Here is a 25,443-nt window from a genome sequence, read left to right as displayed (position 1 = left end):
TCTCATGAATCAATTTTTTGTGTTCCTTTTATAGATAATGATTTCTTTCATAACAATATAGCTAATTTACTCACGTTTGAGTTAGTTTGCTATAACTTATTAAAAATCAGTGATGGTTAATTATGAATCGTTTTCTGTACGAAAAATCTAAAAGTTACCTAGGATATTTAATTATTCCTTTTCTCATTGCTAAAGTGAGTGGAGAATTTATTTATTCCTATGCTTTATTATCCGCAGAGGGTTATGATGATGAATTCCACAAAGCTAAAAAATCCCACCGGACTCTGTTCTAATACATTAGGTGGTATCATCGATATTGCCCAAGAACATCTTAATCAATATAGTGTCAATTTAAAAGAAGATAATTATTTTAATCAACGCTATACTTATCACAATACCTTAATTATTATTCATCAAGAAGGAAAGAGATGTTTTTATGATCATTATCCTTCCCATGAATTAAGAAATATTGCCGCACCGACTTTATTTCTAAGTCCTAATGATTGTATTGACTGGATTAAAAAAAAGATTGGATCGTCGTCAGGCACAACTATATTAAAATGATTGATATAGTTTAAGATCAAATCTTCTTTAAGTTGGGGAAATGTACGAGAAGCAACTTCTTTATTTTCTCTAACTTGTTATTATTAAAGGTATAGATTCTAGGTTAAAAAGTTAATTAATCTATTGATTTATGCAAAAACGAAAAAAAAATAAATTTTACTTAAAATTATTCTTACCGTTCCTGATAATTGTCTTTTTTATTGTATTAATTATTACTCCATCGTCTGCGTTAGAAAAATACTTAGAAAAATCCTTACCTCCTTTACAAAGTCATTCCTTACCAACGACATTAAATCAATGGGAAAATGAACCTTATTCTGGGGACTATTTTGACCAAATTCAACCGAGTGTCGCAGGATATTTATTATGGTCAGAATTTCCTATTAAACTATATTTTGATCGTCCCGATAATCCTGATGATACGGCTGCAACAACCCGTCGTTTTAATCAGTGGGTTAATGCAGTAGAAACCTCGATTAGTGAATGGAATGATTATTTACCTATAACAGAAGTTTCTCAAGCAGAATTAGCTGATATTATTATAGAAAGAATTGACCCACCCATTGATGCACAAATTGATCCAGAAACAGGAAACTTAAAAATTCCGAGAGCAAAAACGGCGCAAACTCGCTATGAATTCTATATTAAAGATAATAAACTTTTCCATAAAATGATCATACAAATTAGTCCCCGTTTAGGTCCCCTTGCAACCTTATCCGCAGCGCGTCATGAATTAGGCCATGGTTTAGGTATTTGGGGACATAGTTTACAAGAAAATGATGTCCTTTATTTCTCACAAGTTAGTTCATCTATTCCTATTTCTTCTAGGGATATTAACACTTTAAAAAAAATTTATGAGCAACCCACTCGTTTAGGATGGAGTTTACCAATTAATAATTAATGATTAATAATTGCCTAATTATAGCATACTTCTGAATTAGAACTTATTAGGTATATCTAAATATTTAACTCCTGACTCCTGACTCCTGACTCCTCAAACTAGAAAAATTTGGACCTTACCAGAATGGCAACTGATATATAAACTGTTATATTAAGAAATGTAGCAATTATGATAAATATACGGAAATAAAAAAATGTCAGAGACAATCGTATTAGGTGGTGGCTGTTTTTGGTGCGTCGAATCAGTCTATCAAAATGTCGAAGGGGTAGAAAGTGTCGAATCGGGTTATGCTGGAGGAGAGACGAAAAACCCAACTTATGAGCAAGTTTGTAGTGGTAGAACCGGACACGCAGAAGTGGTTAAAGTAACCTTTAACCCTCAAAAGATTTCCTTAACAGAGATATTACAAATCTTTTTCACCGTTAGTCATGATCCGACCACGTTAAACCGACAAGGAAACGATGTGGGAACTCAATACCGTTCTATTATTCTCTGGGACTCCCAAGAACAACTCGAAACCGCTAAACAAGTTATTGATAAGCTCAATAAAGAAGATGTTTTTAACGGCAAGATTGTCACAGAATTAAAAGAATTAACCGACTACTATCGTGCTGAAGAAAAGCATCAAAACTTCTTTGAAAGAAATCCTAATCAACCTTACTGTTTGTTTAGTATCCCTCCTAAATTAAACAAACTCAAAAAATATTTTCCTGAGAAAATGTTAGCTTAATTGAGAGTTTAAAAGCTTGAGAACCCTCTTGCCTCTTCTAGAAGTTAAGAGGGATTTAATTGACATATTATTGCCTTTTGCCCCCTACCCCCCCTGCCCCCTACCCCCCCTGCCCCCTACCCCCCCTGCCCCCTACCCCCCCTGCCCCCTACCCCCCCTGCCCCCCTTATAAAGGGGGGTGTGGGGGGTGTGGGGGGTGTGGGGGGTGTGGGGGGTGGGGTTGATTGAAGGTGAATTATTCTTTATCTTCTGACCAAACCGAGGGAGAAATGTCTTGTCGAGGTAGGGGAGAAACAGGAGGAGGAGATACCGGACCAAATAACTGAGGAGTGGATAAGGGCCGTTCATAGTCGGCCACCACTTCTCGCAGTTGACTGACACGAAAAACGAGTTTAAACTTTTGCCCCAACTCGTTCTTAATTAACTGTTCAACTAAGCTAACTTGAGTCGGAGTAATGGGGTTTTTAACATTTTCTTGAACGGTGACTAAGATAATGGGATATTCCTTACTCCAGGGAAACGTCGGCCATTGAACGGTTAAGCCAACTAACTCACTTTGCTGGCCAACGGTAACGGTTCTATTTTGTAAGAGGGTTTTAATTTTTCCTTCAAACCTTTCTTGTCGAACGAGATTACCAAAACTGATAAAGAGAGGAAACACTAAAATTCCTGTCATGGCCACAAACCCACTCAACGCTTGACTGGTTTGACTGTAATTGAGGTAATAACCTCCAAAAATAAAGATAATGATACAGGATAGGGTAATGCCTAAAAGGTTGGTTAAATACAACAAAAATGCGCCACTGGCCAAGGGTAGCGACTGTTGAGATAGGGCAATCCCCACAACACATAAAGGAGGCATCAACGCCACAGAAATGGCGGTTCCGGCTAATGCATCGCTCAATTTACGACGAATTTTCGCAAACCCACTAATGGCCCCGGCGGCCACCGCCACCCCTAAATCCGCTAAATTGGGCTGAGTCCGTCCTAAAATTTCTGACCCAAAAGAGGCTTCTGGGAGACCAAAAAACCCCCCCACTAGACCAGAAATGATCATCGATGTCATGGTTCCAATGATCAGAGTGATCAGGCTAATTTTTACTAACAGGCGATCGGTGTCTAACATTCCCAAAGCCAAACCCCGTAACGGTAACATTAAAGGGGCGATTAACATGGCACCGATAATAACAGCAGCACTGTTCATTAAAAGGCCCAGGGTGGCAATGAAACAAGAAGTAATGGTTAAGACAAGAAATTCAGTATCGAGTTCAGCCTCATCTAAAAGTTCTTGTTGCAATTTTTCCCTAATATCCGGGGGAACTCTGGGAATTTTTCGTTTTAGCCATTGCCTGATATCCATGAACATTAACCACCTCGAACCAGAAGAAAAGATAAAATATTAATTATTAGCTTAGCCATTGCCAAATAAAATGGCTGACATTTCTTAGCCATCGATTATAAAAATTAAATGTTAAGAATTAAACAAAAAAAATATAAAAATAAGTCTTGTGATCAAGAGTTTGCTTATATATTATTCATGGTTTCACTCAATTTATTCAGTTTTCCCTAACTTTGTGTTTTTTTGATGACACGATCGCTGATTTTTGAGAGATAAATATGTTATCCCATGATCAGTAAACGAGGCGTTAATGATTTAAGCCTCCCGTCAATTGACAGGTTGTTTTATTTTCCTTAAACTATGAGCAAAACAGGCAAAATTTACTGTTTTCACGCAGATTATCGAGCATCGACCCAATTTGATGCCCATCAAGTCCCTGATTGGTTATCTTTAGAAGTTCACTGGAAAGGTTATTGTATCTCTACGGTTCCTTGGGTAGCTGATGTGGCTAGGGTTCTAGGGGTTTTACCCGTTGACGATACCCCAGAAGCTTGGATGAATTATTTACAAGAATTAGGGCTAAAAGGGGTGACACAGGTATGCTGTGAAGACTTTTATGAAGACCGATTATATTCTTAGATGAAAGGTTAGCCCTAGGGTTTGGGGGGCAAAATCGCCCCCATGAAGGGCAAAAGGGAATTTTAAGAACTCGAAGCAGGAAGGGCAATGCCTTCGGCCGCTTGGCGAAACGTCTCCACCTCATCGCTATAATCGATGGGTAAAACTCCAACAACGTTATCGTGGGGACGAGGAATAATCACCCAAGTTTCTAGGGTAGCCCCTTCTGTCCGTTCTATGGCCTCAATTCCTGCGGCCATAGCGGTTTTAACTTCTTGAACGTCTCCCCTGATATTGAGGGTAAAACGGGCGCTTCCGGCGCGAATATAACCGACGATGGTAATTCTACCTGCTTTAACCATAGCGTCAGCGGCCGCTAAAATTCCTGGAAAACCTTTTGATTCAATTGATCCGACAGCTTTTTGAGTCATAGTTAGTCTCCTAAATAGGGATTGATGGCGTTGTTAACAATAGGATTAATTTTATGGTGAAAGGGTGCAATAACGAAGTCAGACGTTTCATCGTTAAACTTTAGTACGATGACAGAGCGATCGTTAAAATCCATAGGAAGTTACCCTGTAATACAATCAAGAGACAGGGTTTTTCATTCCTTTATCCTGATAACGTTATGAAACGCGGAATTGCTCCACTGCTTCTGTGAAATCTAGAGGTAGGACGCTGAGCAGATTTTCCGGTGGGTTAGGGACAATGTAATGACTCGATATCTTACCGTTGTAGGATTTTTCAGCCGCTTCTTTTCCTGCTTCCATAGCAATTTTTACCTCAGAAACGGGGCCACGAATGGCTACTAAAAACTCTCCACGTTCAGCTTTGTCAAAATACACAATTGTCACCCTTCCTCCTTTAACCATTGCATCGGCTGCCGCTAAAACGGCGGGAAATCCTACGGTTTGAATGACACCAACGGCTTGAGGCATAGGGGTAATGATGAGAAAAGCATGGTTTTTCTTGCTCATTTATCATATCACGATAGGGATTGTCCTATGCGAATCAATAATGAACGATACGAAAGCCAATATCATAGAGAGATGTCAGGGGATCGAGTTTGGCCCGATAAGCTGAACGACATTTATGGGGGGAACAATTCCATGATCCGCCGCGCAAGACTCGCTTGACTTCATCGGTATGGCTGATCCAAGCTTGACCATTATCGGGAAAACCCAAATAATTTCTATGCCAGAGATCCTCGCACCATTCTCGTACATTACCATACATATCATAGAGTCCGAATTCGTTAGCGACTCCAAAATGTCCCACTGGTGTGGTTTCCCGTCGATCTTGTCCTAGAGGCCCTTGACCATAAGATCCTTGGCTGCAAATTTTCCCTTGATACTCCCAATTAACCCCTGAATAGTTGGCTAAATCGGTGGTAATGGTTTCTCCAAAATGAAAAGGGGTGGTAGTGTTGGCGCGACAGGCATATTCCCATTGCGCTTCACTCGGGAGATAATAGGACCGTTGACTCGATTGGGAGAGTCTCGCACAAAATTCTCGGGCATCGTACCAAGAAACTTGTTCAACGGGATGATTGGGATGAGAAAAATGAGAGGGTTCGGGATCGAGAGATTGTTTAATACAAGGGAGTTTGGCCACTGCTGTCCATTGTTGTTGAGTAATGGGATATTTACTCATCCAAAAGGGTTTGAGGGTGACTAAATGTTGAGGGGTTTGGGAAGCTAAACACCCTTCTTCTGTCTTCAAAGAACCCATATAAAAGGTTCCCCCTGGAATGGCTACCATTTCTAAGGTAGCTTCGTGTTCTAATTTTTCTAGGAAAGATAAGGCTTTTTTATTTTCCCGTTGAGTAATTTCGCCTTGGGGGTTGACTGTGACAACCTCGAATTCATAAGAGGAGAGTTGAGTCGTCATGAAAACTATGGGATTAGGGAGTTTAACTAAAAGGTTTTTAATCGGTTGTAAGTTTCACCATAGAATACCATAGTTGCGTCTTGGGGTGGAAAAAGACACCCCTCGGTTAAATGATTAATTATTGATATTTTTATTGACTAAAAAAAGGTATTTTTACCCTTGATTGTCATAAAAATTTATATCTTGTTGAAGAGGCTGTCAGCTACAATAATCCTATCAATTATCAACACAGAGATTGTGTTTTTATCGCGTCAAAGTAGGAAGGGTTCTTATGGTAACAAAAGTCGGCATTTTAGTGGTTCATGGCATCGGTGAACAACGAAAATTTCAAACCGTTGAAGAAATTGTCAGAGATATGGCAACGGCTTTAAAAGCTGATACCAATCTCACCGTTAGAATTATCCTTAATGATCAAAATACAGGGGCTTATGCAGCCAGTCAACAAACTTGGCAAGCTGATGATAAAGAACCTTTAATTATTGAAGTTAAAGACAAGGATAATCAGGTAACAGAGTTAGCTTTTAGTGAAGTTTGGTGGGCTGATCTCGGAGATCCAGATAGTTTAAAAACGGAACTCAGTTTTTGGGCATGGGGGTTATCGTTATGGTCAAGAAAACAATATATTGATCCTAATTTGGGAACCAGCGATCGCGTTCGCCCTCCGAGAGATACAAAGGGAAATGAACCGAAACTGGACTTAAATGGTCGTTTACGATTTTTCTGGGTCTCTTTAGTTATTTTATTAGTTCTTCCTGTTCTATCGTTCTTAAGTGTCATTTTGCGTAAAGTATTGGGTTTTGATTTACGACCGGATATTTTAGTTCAATATTTAGGGGATATTAAACTTTATCAAGAAGGCAAAAGAACAGGAAAAGGTCCATTAATGGATCTCGGTCAACCCCCTCGTGTTTCTGTTCGACGAAGGATGGTGAAAGGGTTAGTAGAAATGAGTTTGAGAGATTATGATCGTTGGTATGTTTTATCCCATAGTTTAGGAACCATTGTTGCTTTTAATGGATTGATGGAAACGGAGGAAGCTTTACCTAATTATTTAAGTCAAGACTTATGGAATAAATGGAAAACTCGAACCGATTTTCAACCTAAAAAAGCAGAGAAAAATTTAGAAGACAAGGAAGCAAAAAATATGTTTCCCCCTCGTCCCGCTTGGTTAAATAACAACGATATTATTGCCCGTTCAGAGTTGTTTAAAAATTTGCAAGGATTTGTTACCTATGGTTCTCCGTTAAGTAAGTTTGGGGTTGTGTGGCCAGCTATTGTTCCGATTAATAAAGATAACAGTGTTTTTAATTCTCAATTTGAGTGGTTAAACGTTTATGATCCCACTGATCCCGTAGCTGACGAAACGAGATTCTTTAACTTTAAAACCGATCATGGAAATAAACAACAACCAAGAGACATTGCTTACAAAGCAGAAGGAATTCATTTGTTGAGTCATGTAGAATATTTGAATTATAAACCAACTCGACCCACCCCATTAGTGAAACAATTAGCTAAGTGGATATTAGAAGGGAATGATTTTCAACCAGGACAACCTTCTTTAGGATGGCCCCAACCTTCGGTTATTCAAATTTATAATACTATTCGTATTCTCATTTGGCTAGTGGCTGCGGTTGTAATTTCTTGGATTTTAGGTTTCTTTGTCCGCTTTGCGTTACCCGATTCCCTTGAAAAAATAGTCCTAGAAATTCCTTATCTCTATTTGGTTAATCCTTTGACTTATATTAAATTAGGAATTATTATTGTCTTGATTGTTGGCATTATTATGAGAGTGCGTCAATTAAATACTAACTCAAGATAAAGTTTAAATAGATTAGATTATAATGGCTTTTTATTGATAATCTAATCTTTTCTTAAATTAAATCAACAATTTTGCTAATTCACAAAACCCGTCAATTTCTGATAAGTTAGTTAGATAGACAGGTTTATGTTGTAATTTTTCTGTATATTTGAGAAGATTATTAACCCCAACGGAAACAGGAAATATGTCTAAATTAAATAAACTTTCATCATTAGGACTATCTCCTACGGTCATAATTTCTTGTAAAGATAAATGTTTAAAATAATTTTCTTTGAGACTGATTAATGCTTTTGCTTTATCCTGTTCTACGGGTTTAAGATGTCCTTGAATATGACTATAAGTAAACCCCCAGTTATTTTTATCACAAATTTTTTTTATATTAAGTAGTTCTTCTTGACTTAATTCATGACAATCAAATGTCCAATCTGTAATTCTAAATTGATTATCACTAGAAGTAACGAGGTGAGGAAATTGAGACTTTAAATATTCAAAGTTATCTTGTAATGATTGACGATGTTTGACTACATTATCAACAGCTGTTAATGGGGTTATTTGTTGATTATTTTTTAAACAATAAACTCCTCCATTTTCAGCAATAATTCCCCAAACAGGCAAATAATTAACAATTCCTTGACACCATCCGGCTGATCGTCCTGTGATTAATATGACTTGTATTTTATGTTTTTGTAATTGTTCTAAAGTTGATAATAATTGACTACTAAATTCACCTTTTTTAGTTAAAGTTCCATCAATATCAGTGGCAATTAGTTTTATTTTTTTGAACTGATTAGTTACTAATTCTTTTGTCAGTTTGGTTAACAACATTCTAGATAATAATCCTCAATAAAATATCTAATTTTATTAGTATAATCTATATTTTATAGATTGAGTAGTTCTTCTCTAACTTTCATTAATAATTCTCCTAAATGAGTATCAAAAACCCCCAAACAAAAACGACAATCAATATCGTTACAATTATCATTGTACTAATTAGTTTAAAGGATTGATTATCAATTATTTGTTCTAAATTGACTGCTTTCCCAAGCGATAAGATTCCGCTTTAACTAATAATGATGTGGCAAATTCCATGGCATCTTCTGAAGAATGTCCCCCTGTCAATTGCGCTAATTCTTCTCTTCTAGTCTGAATATTTTCTAATGCTTTCACCCTGACAACGGTTCGTAATTCAGGTAAACTTAATTGTCCATTTTCTTCGTTTTCAAGCTGTGATAGTTCTTCAATAATTTGTTTTTCAACTCGGAAATGATTTTCGGCCATTGCTGCCACTAAAGGTTGATGGGTAACACACAAAACTTGATAACTTTCGCTTAAATTGTGTAATTTTTCTGCGATCGCTTGGGCAACTTTTCCCGATACGCCGGCATCAATTTCGTCAAAAATTAGGGTACTTGAACAGTTTTCTGACTTAGCAAAACAAGCTTTTAAAGCTAATAGAAATCGACTCATTTCTCCCCCGGAAGCAGTACGAGATAAGGGTTGTATTTTTTCCCCTGGGTTAGGACTAAAATAAAACACCACTTTATCACTACCATTTATACTAGGAGAACAAGGGGTAATTTGACAGACAAACACCACTTTATCCATGGCCAACGGTTTTAATTCTTTGACTAATTGTTTCTCTAATTTTGTGGCTGCTTTTTGTCTTAATGCGGTTAAGTCTTGGCAGGTTTGAGTCAATTTTTCGTAAGCAAGATGATACTCTTTTTCTAACTTTTCAATGGACTGTTCACTATCGTTTAATTCCTCTAATTCTCCCCTTAATTTCTCATAGAAACTAATCGCATCTGATAAATTAGGTCCATATTTGCGACAAATCCGCTTAATTAAGTTAATTCTCTCTTCTACCTCTGTTAATCTCTGGGGATCGGCTTCTAATCGGTCTCCGTAGCTATTTATCTCTTTTCCTGCTTCTACGACTTGGGTTAAAGCGGATTGGACCATCTCTAATAATGGCTCTATTTCCTTATCATATTCTGTCATATCTGTCAAGAGCATTTCTGCTTCTCCCAGGCGATCGGCGATCGCTGGTTCTCCGCTATCGTTTTGATAGAGAAGTTGATAGGTTTCGTAACTTAGTTTCTGCAACTCTACCACATGAGAAAGGCGATCGCGTTCTTGTTCGAGTTGTTCGAGTTCATCGGGGTCGCCTAATTCTGCCTCATCCAGTTCTTTTAATTGATATTCTAATAAATCCAGGCGTTGAAGTCGTTCTTGTTCTGATTTTTTGCGTTTTTCTAAAGCTTTTTCCGCTTTCTTGCAACTTTCGTAAGCAGATTCTACGACCTTTCGTTGTTTGAGGATAGCATTCCCCCCATAGAGATCCAATAATTCCCGTTGACGGGTTGCATCCATCAATTGCACAGTTTGACCTTGTGCGGTGATTTCTACCAACAGGTTACGGAATTGTCCCATTAATGGCAAGTTTACCAGAACCCCGTTGATCCGAGAACGCGATCGCACGGTTTCTCCTGTTAAGGACAACTCTCGCAAACATACCACAGTCCCATCATCTAGGGGATCAATTTCTTGCTCCTGTAACCACTGTAACACCCTTTCATTCCCCTCAAATGTCGCTTCTAGGGATGCGTGTTGAGTTCCCTGACGAATGAGACGATTATTGACTTTTCCCCCTAGTACAACATCGATCGCATCTAGGATAATAGATTTCCCGGCCCCGGTTTCCCCTGTCAACACATTCAACCCTTGACCAAACGGGAGGGTTAAGCGATCGACCAACGCAAAATTTTTAATCTGCAATAAAGAGAGCATGGAGTTATATTAACCTTTCGAGCCTGGAAACCAGTATAAGTTTATTCCTTGATCTTAAGCAATTTACAAAAAACTGCAACTATTTTTGTTACCGAAACCACAGTGATGTTTAAATACAGTCCTATAAAGTCAAATAAAGATTTAATCATTTCACAAGATTAAATTCAAACCTGAACCTATTTAAAATAATCTTCGATCAAAAAAATCAATGTCCTCTATAGATGCTTTAGTTTTTTGCAAATGTTCTAATATTTGACATTTTTCAATCTATTTATCAATTTTATTTTATTGAATCGGTAGCCAATCTTCATCTAAAATTTGTTCTAGGTTAGCAATAGGATCTGATGGTAACTGTTTAGGTGATATTTGCATTTTGTCGCTGGTTATTTTAACAGCATTTTTATAGCATTGCTCAAGAATCTCTTTTAAATAAGGCTTTAAACTAGGACTATCTTCTAATAAATCTTTAATTTGAATACGAAAGTTACGAATTTCTGCTATCCATCCGGCTTGATTATAGTTTCTTTCTGTTTCCCAGTAAGCTAATTTTAAAAAATGTTCAAATAGACGAGTTAATAAGCTTTTCAATGCACGTTTATCCCGTCTCGTCATTCCTTCTATTTCCTCTAATAAGTTTTCCCAGTCTACTTGAGAATAGTCTCCTTGACGTAGTTGTTCTAAAGTTGTTTCTAACCACAGTTGATAGTCTTGATCATATAAGTTTTGGGTTGATGTGGTGGTTGAGTTTATCATAATCTTTTCCTCAAGTAGCGATCGCTTTTTTCTATATATACAAAAACTGTACCTTGGTAGGGTGGGTTAGACGGCTATAATCTAGATTAGAACAAGAACATAATCATCCATCGTAACCCACCATCTTAGTTAAAACAGTCCAGTAAAAGGTTCTTTTGTTGTTATTGTTACTATACTAATCTTCATTTCAATTGGTGTTTTCCAACTGAAAATGGATGATAGACTCTCAGAAAAATCTTTTGTGGAGTTAGTGGAAATCGTGGTTAAACAATTACCTGTCTTCGGTAGTATTCTGGAAAACGTCAAAGGTTTCTTTCAAGAGCGTTGAGTCCATAGTAGCCAGGTCAAGGATGTCTAAGGCTTCTAGTTGGTTTCGTAGACTTACTATCTTCCTATATTACCTTACTATATATAATAATAACACAGTTTTGAGGATTGTGTCTAGGGATTGGTAAAAAAATCGAGTCAACAAATTACAATTAAGTTAGTATCAACGAATTTAACTGTAAAAACACTTTGTCTGATTCTTCTAGTAAAAAACGACCTGATCAAGAAGAAAGCTTTTTAATCTGTGGATTAGGAAGTTTAGGACAGCATTGTGTTTTATCTCTCAAAAAATTCGGGGTGAAAGTCGTTGCCATTGAACTTTTTAAACCCAATATTTGGGAAATTCCCAATATAGAAGACTTAATTGATCCGTTAATTTTTGGTGATTGTCGATACATTAAAATTTTACAACAAGCTAACCTCAAAAAATGTCGCGCGGCCTTATTAGTTACCACCAGTGAACAGGTTAATATTGAAACCGCTTTAGCCATCCGTCAACTCAATCCGAAAACCCGTTTAGTGGTGCGTTCCTCTCAAGATAATCTTAACAGTTTACTCGAAGAACAATTAGGGAATTTTATTGCTTATGAACCCACCCAACTACCCACTACTGCTTTTGCTTTAGCTGCTTTAGGAAGTGAGATTAAAGGCTTTTTTACTCTAGATGGTCAACCTTTACAAATCATACAACGTCGTCTGAAAAGTAATGATTCTTGGTGTTATAGCCGTTATCTTCATGAATTAAATACTCGTACTCGTTCTTTACTTTCCTATCATCATCAGTCGCCAAATTTTTGGGGATCTTTCTATCAATGGAACCCTGAGACAATTTTACAACCGGGTGATCTTATTACCTATGTTCAAGTTCAAGATGTATTAACAACTAATTCATCAAAATCACTAAATTACCCGATTTTTTTCCAGTCAAAACCTTTTCTATTGAAAGTCAAAAGTTCTATTTTTCAATTATGGAGAAAAGGACGAAACTATTTACGAGGAGTTGCCTTACTTTGTGGATCTATTGTTTTGATTTTGTTGTTTTTGGGTACAATTTTAATTCATAGTTATTATCCCGAATCAACCTTTTTTTCTGCTTTTTCAGCTACAATTATTTTATTATTAGGTGGATATTCTGATCTATTTGGAGAATTTCAACAAATGGAACAAATTCCCCATTGGCTACAATTATTTAGCTTAGGATTAACTTTATCTGGTACGGCTTTTGTGGGAGTGTTGTATGCTTTATTAACAGAATTATTATTATCAACTAAATTTCAATTTGTCAAACGTCGTCCTCCGATTCCTGAGCAAAATCATATTATTATTATTGGTTTAGGAAGAGTTGGCAGAGAAATAGCTAGATTATTACAAGGGTTTAAACAAGCTTTATTAGGCATTAGTTTTAAGGCTGATATTGCTTCAGAAATGATGTTAGATATTCCTTTAATGACTGGACATTTACAAGATATTCTTCCTCAAGCTAATTTAGAAACGGCTAAAAGTATTGTAGTAGTAACTGATGATGAAATTCTCAACTTAGAAGTCGCTTTAACCGCCAAAAAACTCAATCCTAATTGTCATTTAGTGATTCGGACTGCTGGACAACAATTAGGAAAATATTTACTACAAATTTTACCCCATGCTCAAATTGTAGGAACCTACGAAGTGGCTGCAGAAGTATTCGCAGGTGCGGCTTTTGGAGAGAATATTCTTACCCTTTTTCGCCTCAATAATCAAACCATTTTAGTGACAGAATATTATATTGAGTCCCATGATACTTTAAATGGATTATTGTTAGCAGATATCGCTTATGGTTACGGTGTTGTTCCTATTTTGTATCAAAAACCCCCTCAATCTCCTATTTTTATGCCCCATGAAGAATTGAGGTTATCAGTGGGCGATCGCTTGGTTATTTTAGCTACCATTGAGGGGTTAAAATCCATTGAAAAAGGACAACTTGCTTTAGATAAAAAGATATGGAAAATTCAGATCCAAGATGCTGCTACCAATGACGCTATTTTTGAAGGAGCTAACACTTTATCTAGGATTTCTGGTTGTTCTTTAAGCTTAGCAAGAAATTTAATGAAGCAATTACCGACTCTTTTTCCCATTCCGTTATATCATCATCAAGGATTAAGATTAGTGCGAGAATTACGTAAGTTACGGGTTGAATCTCATTTAATTTCTCTTGAAGGAAATAACAGTTAAATAATTGAATTATAATGTTAGAATAGATTGAAGACGATGACGCACCCAATCAATAATATTACTTTCTTCTTCTTCAACTTTTAGCAATCCTTTTTCTTTTAATTCTTGGCGACGACGATTCAATTCTTCTTGGTTTTTAGTTAATTGTCCTATAATACATTCAGACAATTCTGGATAATCTTTTAAAAGTCTATCAAATTGTTGATTATTAATAGAAAATAAGATAGTTTCTTGTTGCGCTTTGACGCTTGCCGTGCGAGGAATACCTAACATTAATGCTAATTCTCCGAAAAAATCCCCTTTTTGTAAAATAGCTAAGGTTTTATTCAAGGTTTCTGTATAAATTTCCACTGCTCCTGATAAAATAATATAAAAAGCATCTCCTGGATCATTTTCTTTAAATAAAACTTCATTATGTTTTAATTGTTTTAATGTACCAATTTCAATTAACTTTCTAATGTGTAAATCATCCAATGTTTTAAAATATTCTACTTTGGTTAATAAGTCTTTAATAGATAATAAACCAGATGAAGTTAATCTATCAGGTTGTGTATAATGATTATTAATTGCTTGATGAGTAGCTAATGTTATCAAATGATCGGCTTGATTTGTGGGTAAAAAGTTAGTTGTTTCATAATTTTTAAACCATAATTCTCGTTGTGCTAACGGTATTCTAATCTGTCGTTTTCGTAAATTATATTCAACGGCAAAGTATAAAGAACTCATAATTTCAAAGCGAATCCCCATATTATCACTTTCTATCCAAAACCAAAGTTCAAATTCTAAACAGCTATCAGCAAATCCTTTAAAAATAACTTTAGGATGAGGATTTTTAATAATATGATTTTCTGAATAAACAGACATCAATAAAGTTTCAGTAACTAATACTAGATCACTATTATAGTCAACTCTAATTAATAAATTTAAACGTACGTTATCAGTTTTATAATGGTAATTAGTCAGTGGATTTTCCATTAAATTACGGTTAGGTACAATCACCGAAGCTCCATTTTCTAGTTGAATTGTAGCAGAACGAGTCGAAATTTCAGTGACATAACCTTCTATCTCATTAAACTTAATAAAATTACCTATTTTTATTTTTCTTTCTAACAATAAACTGAGTCCACTGACCAAATTTTTAGTCATTCCTTGTAACCCTAAACCAATTCCAATGCCAACACCACCTCCTAAAAAAGCAAGGGCTGAAACATTAAATCCTGTGGTTTGTAAGATTATAATAAAACAAAAAGCACCCACTCCATAACTAATTAAACTAGCAAAAACATAACGAATTCCATGTTCACTAATTAATCTTGTTAGTAGTCTACGTCTTAAAATTTTGTTTAAGTAATTGGCTAAAATAGCAATAATAATTAAATAAGCAATAACTTGAAATAAATAGGTTAAAGTAACCTCATTCTTGCCAATAGAAAAGGTGATACTATCTAAAATACCAATTAGATTATTGAAAATTTTCTGTAAGTTAAACATTAGTTAATATCCTTTCTTTATCTAGATAAATAATTCATAGTGTGACTTGATATGATTTTTAATTCAAAATAATAATTTTTATATAAATCTACGACCAGCAAACAGCTTGAATTAATACTATCGCTGTTAAATAGTAAAGTAGTCTTTATTTAATAAAATTTTTTTGTTTCTTTTAAAGTTATGAACCCTGTAACACAAGCATCTTGCTTGTACAGTTTGAAAGTCTATGTCAATCTAAAAATTAAAAAGAAATTGAATAATTACTAACTTTCATCTTTAATATCTTGTGACTGTGCAAGTAAAGTAGTAATAATTTTTACTGTTTTTTGGGCTGAAAAAATTTCTTTAAGTGTTTGTATTAAATCTTCTTCTGAATCAGCTTTTATTTCTTCTTTACAAGCTAATTCTTTTCTTATTGAAGCATCAGGAACAATAGTTACCGGATACATTTCTATTGCAAATCCAAAATCAAATAACCTATAGACATAATTCATAATAGAACAAACAAGAACAAATCTATAAGTAAAGGGAAAGCGACTAGGTGGAAACTGACTAGACTGAAAAGTTTTAACTTCTCCAACAACAATATTATTTGTCTTTTTTCCCAATATTTTTCCTTGTTCTTTAATAATAGTGACAGGAGAAATAACTTCTATAGATTTAATTTCATCTGGCCATAAATCTTGTTTGTAATCTACCATTTTAAAATTCTCCTTTAATAATAAATATAAGTTAGATAGCTAATGTAAACTTAATGGGAAGATGATCAGAATATTGTTTTTTATTCGGATACCCTTGAGAATTCAATAAAGAAACCTTCCCATCAAACTCAACAATTTCTAAATCTTCTACCCTAAAATTATCCAAAAGTTCAGGACGAATTAACACTTGATCTAACATATTCCAAAAATAAACTTTATGAACTCCTTGACGCAAATAATAGGTTCCTGGTACACCTGGAAAATGATCCCCTAATAAATTCCACATTGGATTATAAAAGAATTTATACTCTTTTTGTTGAACTTTTCTAGACATGGATGACGCAATTTTTTTAGTCATAACTGCGTGTAACCCATTGGCCATAATAACTCCTGCTTGAAACGGGTTCATATTCAAATCACCTACCAAAACAGTCCGACTATGACCTAATCTTAATTCTGTTTCTTTGATGGTTTCCGCTAAATTATAACATTCTGCATTTTGGCTGTCGTCATCCCAGTTATATTTGTCAACAAAATGAATAACTGCTAATAATATACTGTCACTTCCTGGTAAGGTAATATGGCGAATGGTTAAGCGATCAGATTCAAAAACAGGTTTAATAAACTCGTTAGGAAATTTAGTAAAAATTTTAATTTTTTCACAATTACCAGGTATATAATAATAACTTCCTTTTCCATCAGCATTTAAAGCATTGAGGAGATCAGCAATAACAATATTCCACTCACAAAACATCAAGACATCAACATCATAAAATTGAGTTAAAGAGACAATATTATCAATGAGTGGTTTCTTATTGAGATTCCAAAATAAAAAGGTTTTCATCAATTCAAAAGAAAAAAATCCCACATTAGCAGGATTTTTATTATGTTACATCATATACCGTTAGTGTTGAATTTAACCACCAGCAACCGCAGGAACGATACTGACTTCATCTCCATCTTTTAAAGCAGTTTCGGTATTGTCTAAAAAGCGAATATCTTCACTATTCACATAAAAATTTAAGAAGCGACGGGGTTTACCATCATCATCGCACAAACGGGCTTTTATCCCAGGAAAACTACTTTCCAAGGTTTCAATTAATGCCCCAACATTATCCGCGCTACATTCTAAAGTCGCTTGGTTGTTGGTGTATTTTTGCAAAGGAGTGGGAATTAATACTTTGACAGCCATAGTTATCCAAAAATGAACCAATTATCAATCATGATGGCTAAAAATTGCCAAAAAAACAGCCGTCAAGGATACAACAAGGGAAACCCTGACGACTTTAAGGGGGACTAAACGAGAACTTGTTGCCAATCTAGACGATCTAAGGTGCGAGAACGTTCCAATGCACGCTCAAAACTATCTAATTTTGGCTCAATGGTTAAAGGTTGACCAATATATTCTTGTACCGCTTCTTGGGTTTTCAGTCCGTTTCCGGTGATGTAAACCACGGTGGTTTCCTCAGGATCAATTTTTCCTGCTTCTACCAACTTCTTGAGAACAGCAACGGTGGTTCCGCCGGCGGTTTCGGTAAAGATGCCTTCGGTTTCGGCTAATAACTTGATCCCTTCGACGATCTCAGCATCGGTAACACTTTCAATATTACCATTGGTCTTGCGAGCAATATCTAAAGCGTAGTAACCATCTGCAGGGTTGCCGATCGCGATAGATTTAGCAATTGTGTTAGGTTTAACTGGGGTGACAAAGTCCCGTCCTTCTTTGAAGGCAGAGGCGATGGGAGAACAGCCTTCGGCTTGTGCGCCACTGAAACGAACGGCTTTATCTTCCACTAAGCCGGTTTTAACGAACTCTTGGAAGCCTTTATAAATTTTGGTGTATAAAGAACCAGAAGCTAAAGGTGCAACTACATGATCCGGTAATTTCCATCCTAACTGTTCGGCGACTTCAAAGCCTAATGTCTTGGACCCTTCAGAATAGTAAGGACGTAGATTAATATTGACAAAGCCCCAACCGTAAGTATTGCCCACTTCGCAACAGAGGCGGTTAACTTGGTCGTAGTTACCTTTCACTGCCATTACAGTCGGGTTGTAGATGAGGGTTCCTAGCACTTTACCGGCTTCTAAGTCTGAGGGAATGAACACACAACAGTCTAAACCAGCATGGGCTGCGATCGCTGCGGTAGAATTGGCTAAGTTCCCGGTACTGGCACAAGAAACGGTGGTAAACCCTAATTCTCTAGCACGGGTTAAAGCGACGGAAACCACCCGATCTTTAAAGCTGAGGGTGGGCATATTCACCGCATCATTTTTAATGTAGAGATTTTTTAGACCCAGGCGACGGGCGAGACGAGTAGATTTAACCAGGGGTGTCATTCCTGTGCCGACATCAATAGGATTTTCGCTGTTTACGGGCAAAAATGCTTTATAACGCCAGATGGAGTTAGGTCCAGCTTCGATGGTTTCACGGCTCACTTGAGCGCGGATGGCATCGTAATCATAGGCCACTTCCAAGGGAGAAAAGGTTTCTTCGCAAACATGAAGGGCTTTGAGGGGATATTTAACCCCACCTTCTTTAGAAACGAGGTGGGTGAAAGTAGGAGCTAAGCCTTGAGTTGTTTGGGTTTGAGTTGCCTGGGTCATAGTTGGGTACTGAGTAACACTTTGTCAATCTTTTTGGATAGTAACACGGTCAAAAACTAGCGTCAAACATACCCGACTAAATTGGTCGGGATTGATTTTATTGAGGTTTTTACGGTGGGAACAGGGAGAAGGATGGTTTAACTGTCATGCTGAAGTGATAAGAAATCTGATTAACGTAATCATCCGTAGTGCTATATATTAATAGCGAAGAAATTTATTCATGTGATGGGGGAAAATCTGAACTTTGTTAGATAAATTTAGTCATTTAATTTATCCAGTTTTTGCTATTGTAATGTCTTTAATAGTGGGGGGAATTTTAATTGTATTAATCGGTAAAAATCCCTTAGAAGCATACAAAATTTTATTTCAAGAATCTCTATTTAATTATTATGGTTTTGCTAATACATTAACAAAAACAAGTCCATTATTATTAGCTAGTTTAGGAATTTTAATTGCCTTAAAAGGAGGACAATTTAATATTGGAGGAGAAGGACAAATCTATTTAGGGGCTTTGGGTAGCACTTTAGGGGGTTTATGGGTTAATAATTTGCCCAGTTTTTTGCATATTATTGTAGCTTTAACCGCTGGATTTTTATTCGGTGCATTATGGGGAATTATCCCTGGTTATTTGAAAGCTTATCGAGGGGTAAATGAAGTCATAATCACCTTATTACTAAACTACATTGCTATTAATTTAATTAGTTATTTAGTGCATCATCCTTTGGCTGAACCTAATGCCCCTAGTGCCTATTCTCCCTTAATTGCTGAATCTGCTAAACTGCCCATTATCTTACCAAAAACCTTGGCTCATGCTGGTATTTTGATAGGAATTTTATTTATTATTATTGTTGGTATTTTACTCAAAAAAACTATTGTTGGTTATCAAATAGAAGTGGTTGGCTTAAACGAGCAAGCCGCCCGTTATGGAGGGATTTCTGTTAGTCAAACCATTCTTTTAGTTATGGCATTATCGGGGGGATTATGTGGCTTAGCAGGGGCAACAGAAGTGATGGGATTAAAATACCGTTTATTTGAAAACTTTTCCCCTGGTTATGGATTTAATGCCATTGCGATCGCCTTTTTAAGTCGGGGTAATGTTCTCGGTGTTTGCGTAACTTCCTTATTTTTTGGTGCTTTATTAAGTGGAGCAAATATTATGCAAAGAAGTGCAGAAGTTCCCGTGACTATTGTCGGGGTAATTCAAGGATTAACTTTACTATTTGTTGCTATTAGTACACAAGTCAAAAAATAAGAACTAGCATCGTTACAAGAGTCGATTCCTGTTCAACTGAATATGATAGATTTTTATGAAGGGGTAAATTTCACACAAACTGAAAAATAAACAAGAAAAAAAGCCTTTAAGAGTCTGGCCATGTTTCGACCTCAAAGGCTTTTGTCTTTCGTTCTTACTCCTCACACACACTCTAATTCTGACGCAAGCCTTAACCAATAAGTTTCCTAAAAGTGACGCTTTTTCAATTGTCATCAGAAAAAAGAGGCTCACAGTAGTGTAATCTAGGAACGGGGAGGAAATAATAATAAATTTGATCAATAAGTTACCCTATCATGATTATTTCTATTACTGCTTTGAAAGGGGGTGTCGGCAAAACCACGACTTCTATTCATCTGGCAGCGTATTTACAAGAAAAAGCCCCTACTTTACTGATAGATGCCGATCGCAATCGATCTGCGTTAATTTGGTCTAGGGAAGATAAACTACCGTTTCATGTGGCTTCCCAAGCCGGATCAACCAGTATTATTCGTAAATATCCCCACATTATTGTTGATACTAGGGCCAGACCGGAACCTGAAGAATTTAAGGATCTTGCCGATGGGAGTGATTTATTAATTATTCCCACCACCCCTAATCATTTGGACTTAGATGCAACGTTTAAAGCGGTTGAACAATTACAAGCTCTTAATGCTAATTTTAAAGTATTATTGACCAAAGTGGATGGCCGTACCAAAAGCGGACAAGAAGCCAGAAAACGACTAAAAGAAGCTGACTTACCTCGCTTTAAGACATCTATTCCTCTGTTGGTTGTCTTTGAAAAGGCTTCTCAAAGGGGTGTTATTACTAGAGATTATCCTAGTCCTACTTCCAAAACTGCTTGGTCAGCGTATGAAGCAGTCGGTAAAGAAATATTACCTTAAATATATCGGATGGCGTAGGGGTCAACGGTTGTTGACCCTTACCGTTAGAATAAACTTAACTGTCCTCATATCTGTTCTATGGTATCAACATCTGATCCTTATTTTCTTGTTGATAACCTAACTGTTTTAATAGAGGGACAATCATAACTTCTCTAACACTATCCTCTTTAAAATTCGGGTCATTTTTCATCGTTTTAAAATCAACATCAGAGAGAATATTAGTCATCATTAACCTGTAGTTTTACTGAAAAGTTAAGGTGTACTGTCATCAATTATATCAATATCTTAACAACTAATTTCTAATTTCCCCAAGGATTAATTATAACAATTTCACAGTCTCTAAAGTCAGTCACATTACGAGTTGCTAGAGTTGCTTGTTTAGCAGCACAAATGGCTGCTATTTGAGCATCAGCTTGAGAAATAGGAATACCCTTCTGTCTTCTCTGACTGGCTATTTTAGCAAAGCAAATCGCTGCTTGTTGGTCAAAAGCAAGAATTCTATCCTCGAAATCTTCTGTAAACATTTTTTGAGCTATTTTTGTTAGTTGTTTTTGACGTTTTCCTATTGGTAAAAGAGCAATACCATAAAGAATTTCTGCTTGTGTTATTGTGGTAGTAAAAAGTTGCTTGATTGGTTGTACTGCTACCCATTGATAGACTATAGTTGAACCTTGGGGTTTCATGAGTTCAGATATAACATTAGTATCAAGAATAATCATAATAAGTCTTCAAAGTTAGGAGGTTCCCTCATAGAATCTCTACTAGTTGTAGGTATTTCAAAATCTCCTAACTCTGCGAATCTTCTTTTGATAGCTAATGCGAGATTCCTTGGATGTGAAGGGTTTTCTAGTAATACCCCTCGGAGAATCTCTTTTGCTTCTTCTTCTAGAGAACGTCCATTTTCTTTTGCTTGTTTTTCTAGACTAACTTGGAGATTTTCATCAAGGTTATCTAAGATTAATTTGTTCATGATTTTCCTATTTGAATTTAAGATAGTTCAAGCTGTTTTTTTGCCCTTTCAATAGCTTGATGAATTTGTTCAAACCCAGTTCCACCATAACTATTGCGGGCAGCAACCACTTGTTTAGGGGCGATCGCTTCATAGATATCGGCTTCAAATTTGGGGTGTAATGCTTGCCATTCTTCTAAGCTTAAATCTTTTAACAATTTTCCTGAGGCTAAGCTCGTTTTTACCACTTTTCCCACTAAATTATAAGCCTCACGAAAAGGAACCCCTTTGGCGGCTAAATAGTCAGCCACATCTGTCGCATTAGAAAAGTCTTCGGCTACGGCTTCACTTAATCTTTCTGTGCGAAAGGTGATCCCTTCTCCTAATAACACCGTCATGGCTTCTAAACAGCCTTTCACGGTTTTTACCCCGTCAAAGATGGCTTCTTTATCTTCCTGGAGGTCTTTATTGTAGGCTAAAGGTAATCCCTTCATTAACACTAACATTCCCTGTAAATGCCCAAAAACGCGCCCTGCTTTCCCTCTAACTAACTCAGGAACATCAGGATTTTTCTTTTGAGGCATAATACTCGAGCCGGTGGCACAACTATCCGTTAAACTGATAAAACCGAACTCGTGAGAAGCCCAGAGAATCATCTCTTCGCTAAGACGACTGAGATGGACCATAATTAAACTGGCTGCATTGAGAAATTCGACGGCAAAATCGCGATCGCTCACCCCATCTAAACTATTACCATACACCTCTTCAAAGCCTAACAATTCGGCACTATAATGGCGATCAATGGGAAAGGTTGTGCCAGCCAATGCCCCACAGCCCAAAGGAGAAACATTAGTTCTAGTATAAATTTCTCCTAAGCGTTCCCAGTCTCGTTGGGCCATTTGGAAATAAGCGAGAAGATGATGAGCGAGGCTAATGGGTTGGGCCCGTTGTAGATGGGTATAACCAGGGATTAGGGTTTCAACATTTTCTTGAGCGTGGGTTAATAAGACTTGTTGAAAGGCTCTGATGTATTCCCGTATTTGTTGAATTTGATCCCGTAGATAAAGACGAATATCCGTTCCGACTTGATCGTTACGGGATCTTGCTGTGTGGAGTTTTTTACCCACATCTCCCACTAATTCGGTTAAACGTCTTTCTACGGCAAAGTGAACATCTTCTTGATCAATACCTGGGGTAAAATTGCCATCTCGATATTCTTGACGAATTTGTTCTAATCCATTAACTAATTTTTGGGCTTCTGCTTCGCTGATGATGCCCGTTTTCGCCAACATTTTAGCGTGGGCGATGGACCCCGTTAAATCATATTCAATCAGTTCAATATCGAAGGTAATACTAGCATTGAATTCGACAATCGCAGGGTGTAAACTACCTTCAAAGCGATCGCTCCAAGTCTTTTTTTGTGTCACGGTCAACCCTTGTCAATAATAATAAACTTAACTTTAATCTGTCTTAAGAAGTGAAGGTTCGGAATATATATCCCAAAACAAAACCAATCCCCAAAGCCCAAACTTGACCGGACTCAATAAAATTTCTCCAAGATTTTTGCATTTTTTCAATGATTTGGGGATCTTCTATTTTTTGGGCAAACAAGTGAGTCACCTCCATCGGGGGATTATGAAATAATGATAAAGGCTCTGACCACAAGGCAAAATGGGGCCAGTTTAGATGAATGGTCGGTTCAAACAACAGCATAAAACAGCCTTAGATATTTAATCGTGTCAGACATCAAGATCGAAAGTTAGCTCAGATTTTTCCGTCTTTTATTGAGTTGATTTCACCCGTATCACAATTAAAGTCATGTCATCGCTGTTATTATGTCCTGAGCCAATAAATGCTTTAATTTGCTCAAACAGGTAATCAAGAATGCCTTGAGGACTATCATAGCGTTGACATCCTTCTTCAAAGACTTTGATCAGATTTTCTTCATCAAAGCGTTGACCTTTTTGATTCACGGCATCGGTGAAACCATCGGTATAGTAAAGAATCGTATCCCCAGGAGCCAGTTGAGTTTGTCCGTCTTCGTATTGAGAATTGGGGTCTAATCCAATTAACATCCCATCGGTATCGAGTTTTTTAATGGTTTGGCTTGCTGTTTGCCATAGTAAGGGAGGATTATGGGCTGCATTACTATAGGACAGTATTTTTGTTTGGGGATCGTATTCGGAGTAAAATAAGGTGACAAAGCGATGAGAATTATCTAAGTCAGCGTACATGACGCGATTGAGATGTTGTAGGATTCGAGCCGGGGAATGACGGTTTAACACTTCTGCTCGTAACATTCCTCTGGTCATGGTCATAATTAAGCCAGCCGGAACCCCTTTTCCCATGACATCCCCGATCACAATACTCCAAGGAACCAAGGTGGCCGCATCCCCTGGTTTAATTTCTTGATCTTGACGTAATTGATCATAATTAGTGGGGATAAAATCGTAATAATCTCCCCCCACTCGGTTGGCGGTTTGACAACGGGCGGCCAATTCTATACCGTCGATCACTGGACATTGACGGGGTAATAACCGCAGTTGAATTTCTGAGGCAATTTCTAGTTCTCGATCTTGTCTTTCTTTGGACCGTAATTCTACTGTTAATTCATTGTTAGCGATGGCCACTGAGGTTTGATCCGCGACTAACTGTAGCAATTTTCGTCTGGTTTGAGTCCATACATATTCGGGGTCACTACTAAAGACATAAATGCGTCCCCTTTCCACATTTTTAACTAAAATCGGGGTGCTATAAAGACGAATTCTTTTTCCTAATGCTTGACGAATTTTCTCATCTAAACATAGGGATAATTCCCGGTGTGGCTTGTTTATTATTAGTTTGATCGATAATACCGTTGATAACGCCTCGAATGTCTTGAGCCATTTGATGATCTTGACAATGTATTTGTTCAAGAGAGACATGGTTTTGACGTTTCGATAACATTAAGGCACTCCCATCAGCATCGGTGACTCTGGCTGCCATCAAAGGGGTCAATTCTAAAAATTGATTGAGATTATTAAAACTTCGCAGGGCAAACCCCAGAGAACTTAATAAGTTTTGAACTTTGTTTTGTTCTCGATACAGACTAGCCACCAGTTCTTTCAAAGCAAATACTGGTGTCGATTCAGTTGATGGTTCACCGATGGGCCCGTGCATTTTAGAGGGAGGCTGTTGTTTAATTGACACAGCAGTCATGATATCAGGAGATGAGGACATTGATTGACAACCAAAATGATTTTCTCTATCCTAGACCCTGAAATGTTCAAGAGGAGCGATCGTCTCCCTATGGTTGAGATCATAGTAGGTTGGACAGACTGGGATTAACAAAATACCAATTTCCCAGCGTTGAAAATTCCTTACTCGATTCAGGGCTGGTTAATAATAACGTTAATTGACCAATCTGCCAAGGGATTTCTGTAAAAATTTTATCTTTTCGAGTCAAAAAAATGGAGGCTTGGTTTAACCAAGCCTCCATCTCTACAATTTAATTGGCCAACATTTTATGAGGAAGTCTGGGTTTTAGATGTCTCCACCATTTCTTCGATTAGAAAAGGGTTATCTGTGTTTCCATCTTTGACACTGGTATCCTCGAACATCTTTAT

27 protein-coding genes and 1 pseudogene are annotated in these 25,443 nt (G+C 36.9%); 9 read left to right on the top strand and 19 right to left on the bottom strand.

The features are described from left to right. The first annotated feature begins 122 nt into the window (after positions 1-122). The 4 genes from C4E06_RS29090 to msrA all read left to right on the top strand — a co-directional run bounded on the left by C4E06_RS29090 (position 123) and on the right by msrA (position 2,195). Positions 123-293: a hypothetical protein gene (locus tag C4E06_RS29090; RefSeq protein WP_232826368.1), complete on the top strand. Its 171-nt coding sequence runs from the start codon at positions 123-125 to the stop codon at positions 291-293. Further along, on the top strand, positions 244-564 hold the full coding sequence (locus tag C4E06_RS24800) for a hypothetical protein (protein ID WP_232826367.1): 321 nt from the start codon (positions 244-246) through the stop codon (positions 562-564). The genes C4E06_RS29090 and C4E06_RS24800 overlap by 50 nt, the downstream gene beginning before the upstream one ends. Before the next feature lie 130 nt (positions 565-694). Beyond that, a complete protein-coding gene (locus C4E06_RS24795) occupies positions 695-1,465 on the top strand; it encodes a peptidase (protein ID WP_107671039.1) in 771 nt (256 codons plus the stop codon). A gap of 193 nt (positions 1,466-1,658) precedes the next feature. Continuing rightward, positions 1,659-2,195 carry a peptide-methionine (S)-S-oxide reductase MsrA gene (gene msrA / locus C4E06_RS24790; RefSeq protein ID WP_107671038.1) on the top strand — a complete coding sequence of 179 codons (537 nt, stop codon included), beginning with the start codon at positions 1,659-1,661 and terminating at the stop codon, positions 2,193-2,195. 235 nt (positions 2,196-2,430) lie between these two features. Here msrA and C4E06_RS24780 read toward each other — a convergent pair whose 3' ends face one another. Beyond that, on the bottom strand, positions 2,431-3,561 hold the full coding sequence (locus tag C4E06_RS24780) for a TIGR00341 family protein (protein WP_107671037.1): 1,131 nt from the start codon (positions 3,559-3,561) through the stop codon (positions 2,431-2,433). A 333-nt stretch (positions 3,562-3,894) separates the two neighbouring features. Between C4E06_RS24780 and C4E06_RS24775 the strand changes: the two genes are divergently transcribed. Next, positions 3,895-4,173 carry a hypothetical protein gene (locus tag C4E06_RS24775; protein WP_107671036.1) on the top strand — a complete coding sequence of 93 codons (279 nt, stop codon included), beginning with the start codon at positions 3,895-3,897 and terminating at the stop codon, positions 4,171-4,173. Between the two features lie 62 nt (positions 4,174-4,235). Here the strand turns inward: C4E06_RS24775 and C4E06_RS24770 are convergent, their stop codons facing one another. The 4 genes from C4E06_RS24770 to C4E06_RS24760 form a co-directional block, all read right to left on the bottom strand. Next, a complete protein-coding gene (locus C4E06_RS24770; RefSeq protein ID WP_107671035.1) occupies positions 4,236-4,583 on the bottom strand; it encodes a carbon dioxide-concentrating mechanism protein CcmK in 348 nt (115 codons plus the stop codon). A 2-nt stretch (positions 4,584-4,585) separates the two neighbouring features. Next, the gene (locus C4E06_RS29355; protein ID WP_255412193.1) at positions 4,586-4,717 is read right to left on the bottom strand and encodes a hypothetical protein; all 132 of its coding nucleotides are present in this window, start codon (positions 4,715-4,717) and stop codon (positions 4,586-4,588) included. 61 nt (positions 4,718-4,778) lie between these two features. Further along, a complete protein-coding gene (locus C4E06_RS24765; protein WP_198649014.1) occupies positions 4,779-5,090 on the bottom strand; it encodes a carbon dioxide-concentrating mechanism protein CcmK in 312 nt (103 codons plus the stop codon). A 73-nt stretch (positions 5,091-5,163) separates the two neighbouring features. Further along, on the bottom strand, positions 5,164-6,042 hold the full coding sequence (locus tag C4E06_RS24760) for a formylglycine-generating enzyme family protein (RefSeq protein WP_107671033.1): 879 nt from the start codon (positions 6,040-6,042) through the stop codon (positions 5,164-5,166). Positions 6,043-6,313: 271 nt separating this feature from the next. Between C4E06_RS24760 and C4E06_RS24755 the strand changes: the two genes are divergently transcribed. Further along, positions 6,314-7,861, top strand: coding sequence for a hypothetical protein (locus C4E06_RS24755; protein ID WP_107671032.1), 1,548 nt, complete (start codon positions 6,314-6,316; stop codon positions 7,859-7,861). Between the two features lie 57 nt (positions 7,862-7,918). Here the strand turns inward: C4E06_RS24755 and C4E06_RS24750 are convergent, their stop codons facing one another. The 3 genes from C4E06_RS24750 to C4E06_RS24740 form a co-directional block, all read right to left on the bottom strand. Next, positions 7,919-8,686: an HAD family hydrolase gene (locus tag C4E06_RS24750; protein ID WP_107671031.1), complete on the bottom strand. Its 768-nt coding sequence runs from the start codon at positions 8,684-8,686 to the stop codon at positions 7,919-7,921. A gap of 198 nt (positions 8,687-8,884) precedes the next feature. Next, entirely contained in the window at positions 8,885-10,651 is a 1,767-nt protein-coding gene (gene recN, locus C4E06_RS24745; RefSeq protein WP_107671030.1) for a DNA repair protein RecN, read from the bottom strand. 285 nt (positions 10,652-10,936) lie between these two features. Further along, positions 10,937-11,404: a DUF29 domain-containing protein gene (locus C4E06_RS24740; RefSeq protein ID WP_107671029.1), complete on the bottom strand. Its 468-nt coding sequence runs from the start codon at positions 11,402-11,404 to the stop codon at positions 10,937-10,939. A gap of 516 nt (positions 11,405-11,920) precedes the next feature. Here C4E06_RS24740 and C4E06_RS24735 point away from each other — a divergent pair. Continuing rightward, entirely contained in the window at positions 11,921-13,939 is a 2,019-nt protein-coding gene (locus tag C4E06_RS24735) for a TrkA family potassium uptake protein (RefSeq protein ID WP_107671028.1), read from the top strand. Positions 13,940-13,948: 9 nt separating this feature from the next. On the opposite strand, the gene C4E06_RS24730 is transcribed toward C4E06_RS24735, so the two are convergent. The 5 genes from C4E06_RS24730 to thrC all read right to left on the bottom strand — a co-directional run bounded on the left by C4E06_RS24730 (position 13,949) and on the right by thrC (position 18,735). Continuing rightward, the gene (locus C4E06_RS24730; protein ID WP_107671027.1) at positions 13,949-15,430 is read right to left on the bottom strand and encodes a cyclic nucleotide-binding domain-containing protein; all 1,482 of its coding nucleotides are present in this window, start codon (positions 15,428-15,430) and stop codon (positions 13,949-13,951) included. 263 nt (positions 15,431-15,693) lie between these two features. Continuing rightward, the gene (locus tag C4E06_RS24725; RefSeq protein ID WP_107671026.1) at positions 15,694-16,131 is read right to left on the bottom strand and encodes a hypothetical protein; all 438 of its coding nucleotides are present in this window, start codon (positions 16,129-16,131) and stop codon (positions 15,694-15,696) included. A 31-nt stretch (positions 16,132-16,162) separates the two neighbouring features. Next, on the bottom strand, positions 16,163-16,975 hold the full coding sequence (locus C4E06_RS24720) for an endonuclease/exonuclease/phosphatase family protein (protein ID WP_198649013.1): 813 nt from the start codon (positions 16,973-16,975) through the stop codon (positions 16,163-16,165). Positions 16,976-17,047: 72 nt separating this feature from the next. Next, positions 17,048-17,323 (bottom strand): MoaD/ThiS family protein, encoded by a 276-nt coding sequence (locus C4E06_RS24715; RefSeq protein WP_008274339.1) that lies wholly within the window; start codon positions 17,321-17,323, stop codon positions 17,048-17,050. Positions 17,324-17,427: 104 nt separating this feature from the next. After that, positions 17,428-18,735, bottom strand: a complete 1,308-nt coding sequence (gene thrC / locus C4E06_RS24710) for a threonine synthase (protein WP_107671025.1) — start codon at positions 18,733-18,735, stop codon at positions 17,428-17,430. Between the two features lie 244 nt (positions 18,736-18,979). On the opposite strand from thrC, the gene C4E06_RS24705 reads away from it, so the two are divergent. Beyond that, positions 18,980-19,987: an ABC transporter permease gene (locus C4E06_RS24705; RefSeq protein WP_232826366.1), complete on the top strand. Its 1,008-nt coding sequence runs from the start codon at positions 18,980-18,982 to the stop codon at positions 19,985-19,987. A 314-nt stretch (positions 19,988-20,301) separates the two neighbouring features. Beyond that, a complete protein-coding gene (locus C4E06_RS24700; RefSeq protein WP_107671024.1) occupies positions 20,302-20,889 on the top strand; it encodes a ParA family protein in 588 nt (195 codons plus the stop codon). Positions 20,890-20,965: 76 nt separating this feature from the next. Here C4E06_RS24700 and C4E06_RS27465 read toward each other — a convergent pair whose 3' ends face one another. The 6 genes and pseudogenes from C4E06_RS27465 to C4E06_RS24675 form a co-directional block, all read right to left on the bottom strand. Beyond that, positions 20,966-21,118 (bottom strand): hypothetical protein, encoded by a 153-nt coding sequence (locus tag C4E06_RS27465; protein WP_157951240.1) that lies wholly within the window; start codon positions 21,116-21,118, stop codon positions 20,966-20,968. A 70-nt stretch (positions 21,119-21,188) separates the two neighbouring features. Then, a complete protein-coding gene (locus tag C4E06_RS24695) occupies positions 21,189-21,608 on the bottom strand; it encodes a type II toxin-antitoxin system VapC family toxin (RefSeq protein ID WP_107671023.1) in 420 nt (139 codons plus the stop codon). Further along, positions 21,605-21,859 (bottom strand): plasmid stability protein, encoded by a 255-nt coding sequence (locus C4E06_RS24690; protein ID WP_107671022.1) that lies wholly within the window; start codon positions 21,857-21,859, stop codon positions 21,605-21,607. The genes C4E06_RS24695 and C4E06_RS24690 overlap by 4 nt, the downstream gene beginning before the upstream one ends. Positions 21,860-21,876: 17 nt before the next feature. Further along, complete coding sequence (argH, locus tag C4E06_RS24685; protein WP_107671021.1) at positions 21,877-23,265, bottom strand: argininosuccinate lyase; 1,389 nt, start codon at positions 23,263-23,265, stop codon at positions 21,877-21,879. Between the two features lie 43 nt (positions 23,266-23,308). Further along, complete coding sequence (locus C4E06_RS24680) at positions 23,309-23,551, bottom strand: hypothetical protein (RefSeq protein ID WP_107671020.1); 243 nt, start codon at positions 23,549-23,551, stop codon at positions 23,309-23,311. A gap of 68 nt (positions 23,552-23,619) precedes the next feature. Then, positions 23,620-25,036, bottom strand: a pseudogene (locus tag C4E06_RS24675) (PP2C family protein-serine/threonine phosphatase). Positions 25,037-25,443 lie beyond the last annotated feature (407 nt).

This window comes from Cyanothece sp. BG0011 (assembly GCF_003013815.1).
Lineage (GTDB): Bacteria > Cyanobacteriota > Cyanobacteriia > Cyanobacteriales > Microcystaceae > Crocosphaera.
Note: the sequence above shows the minus strand (reverse complement) of the source record. Positions and strands in the feature narration are given on the sequence as shown.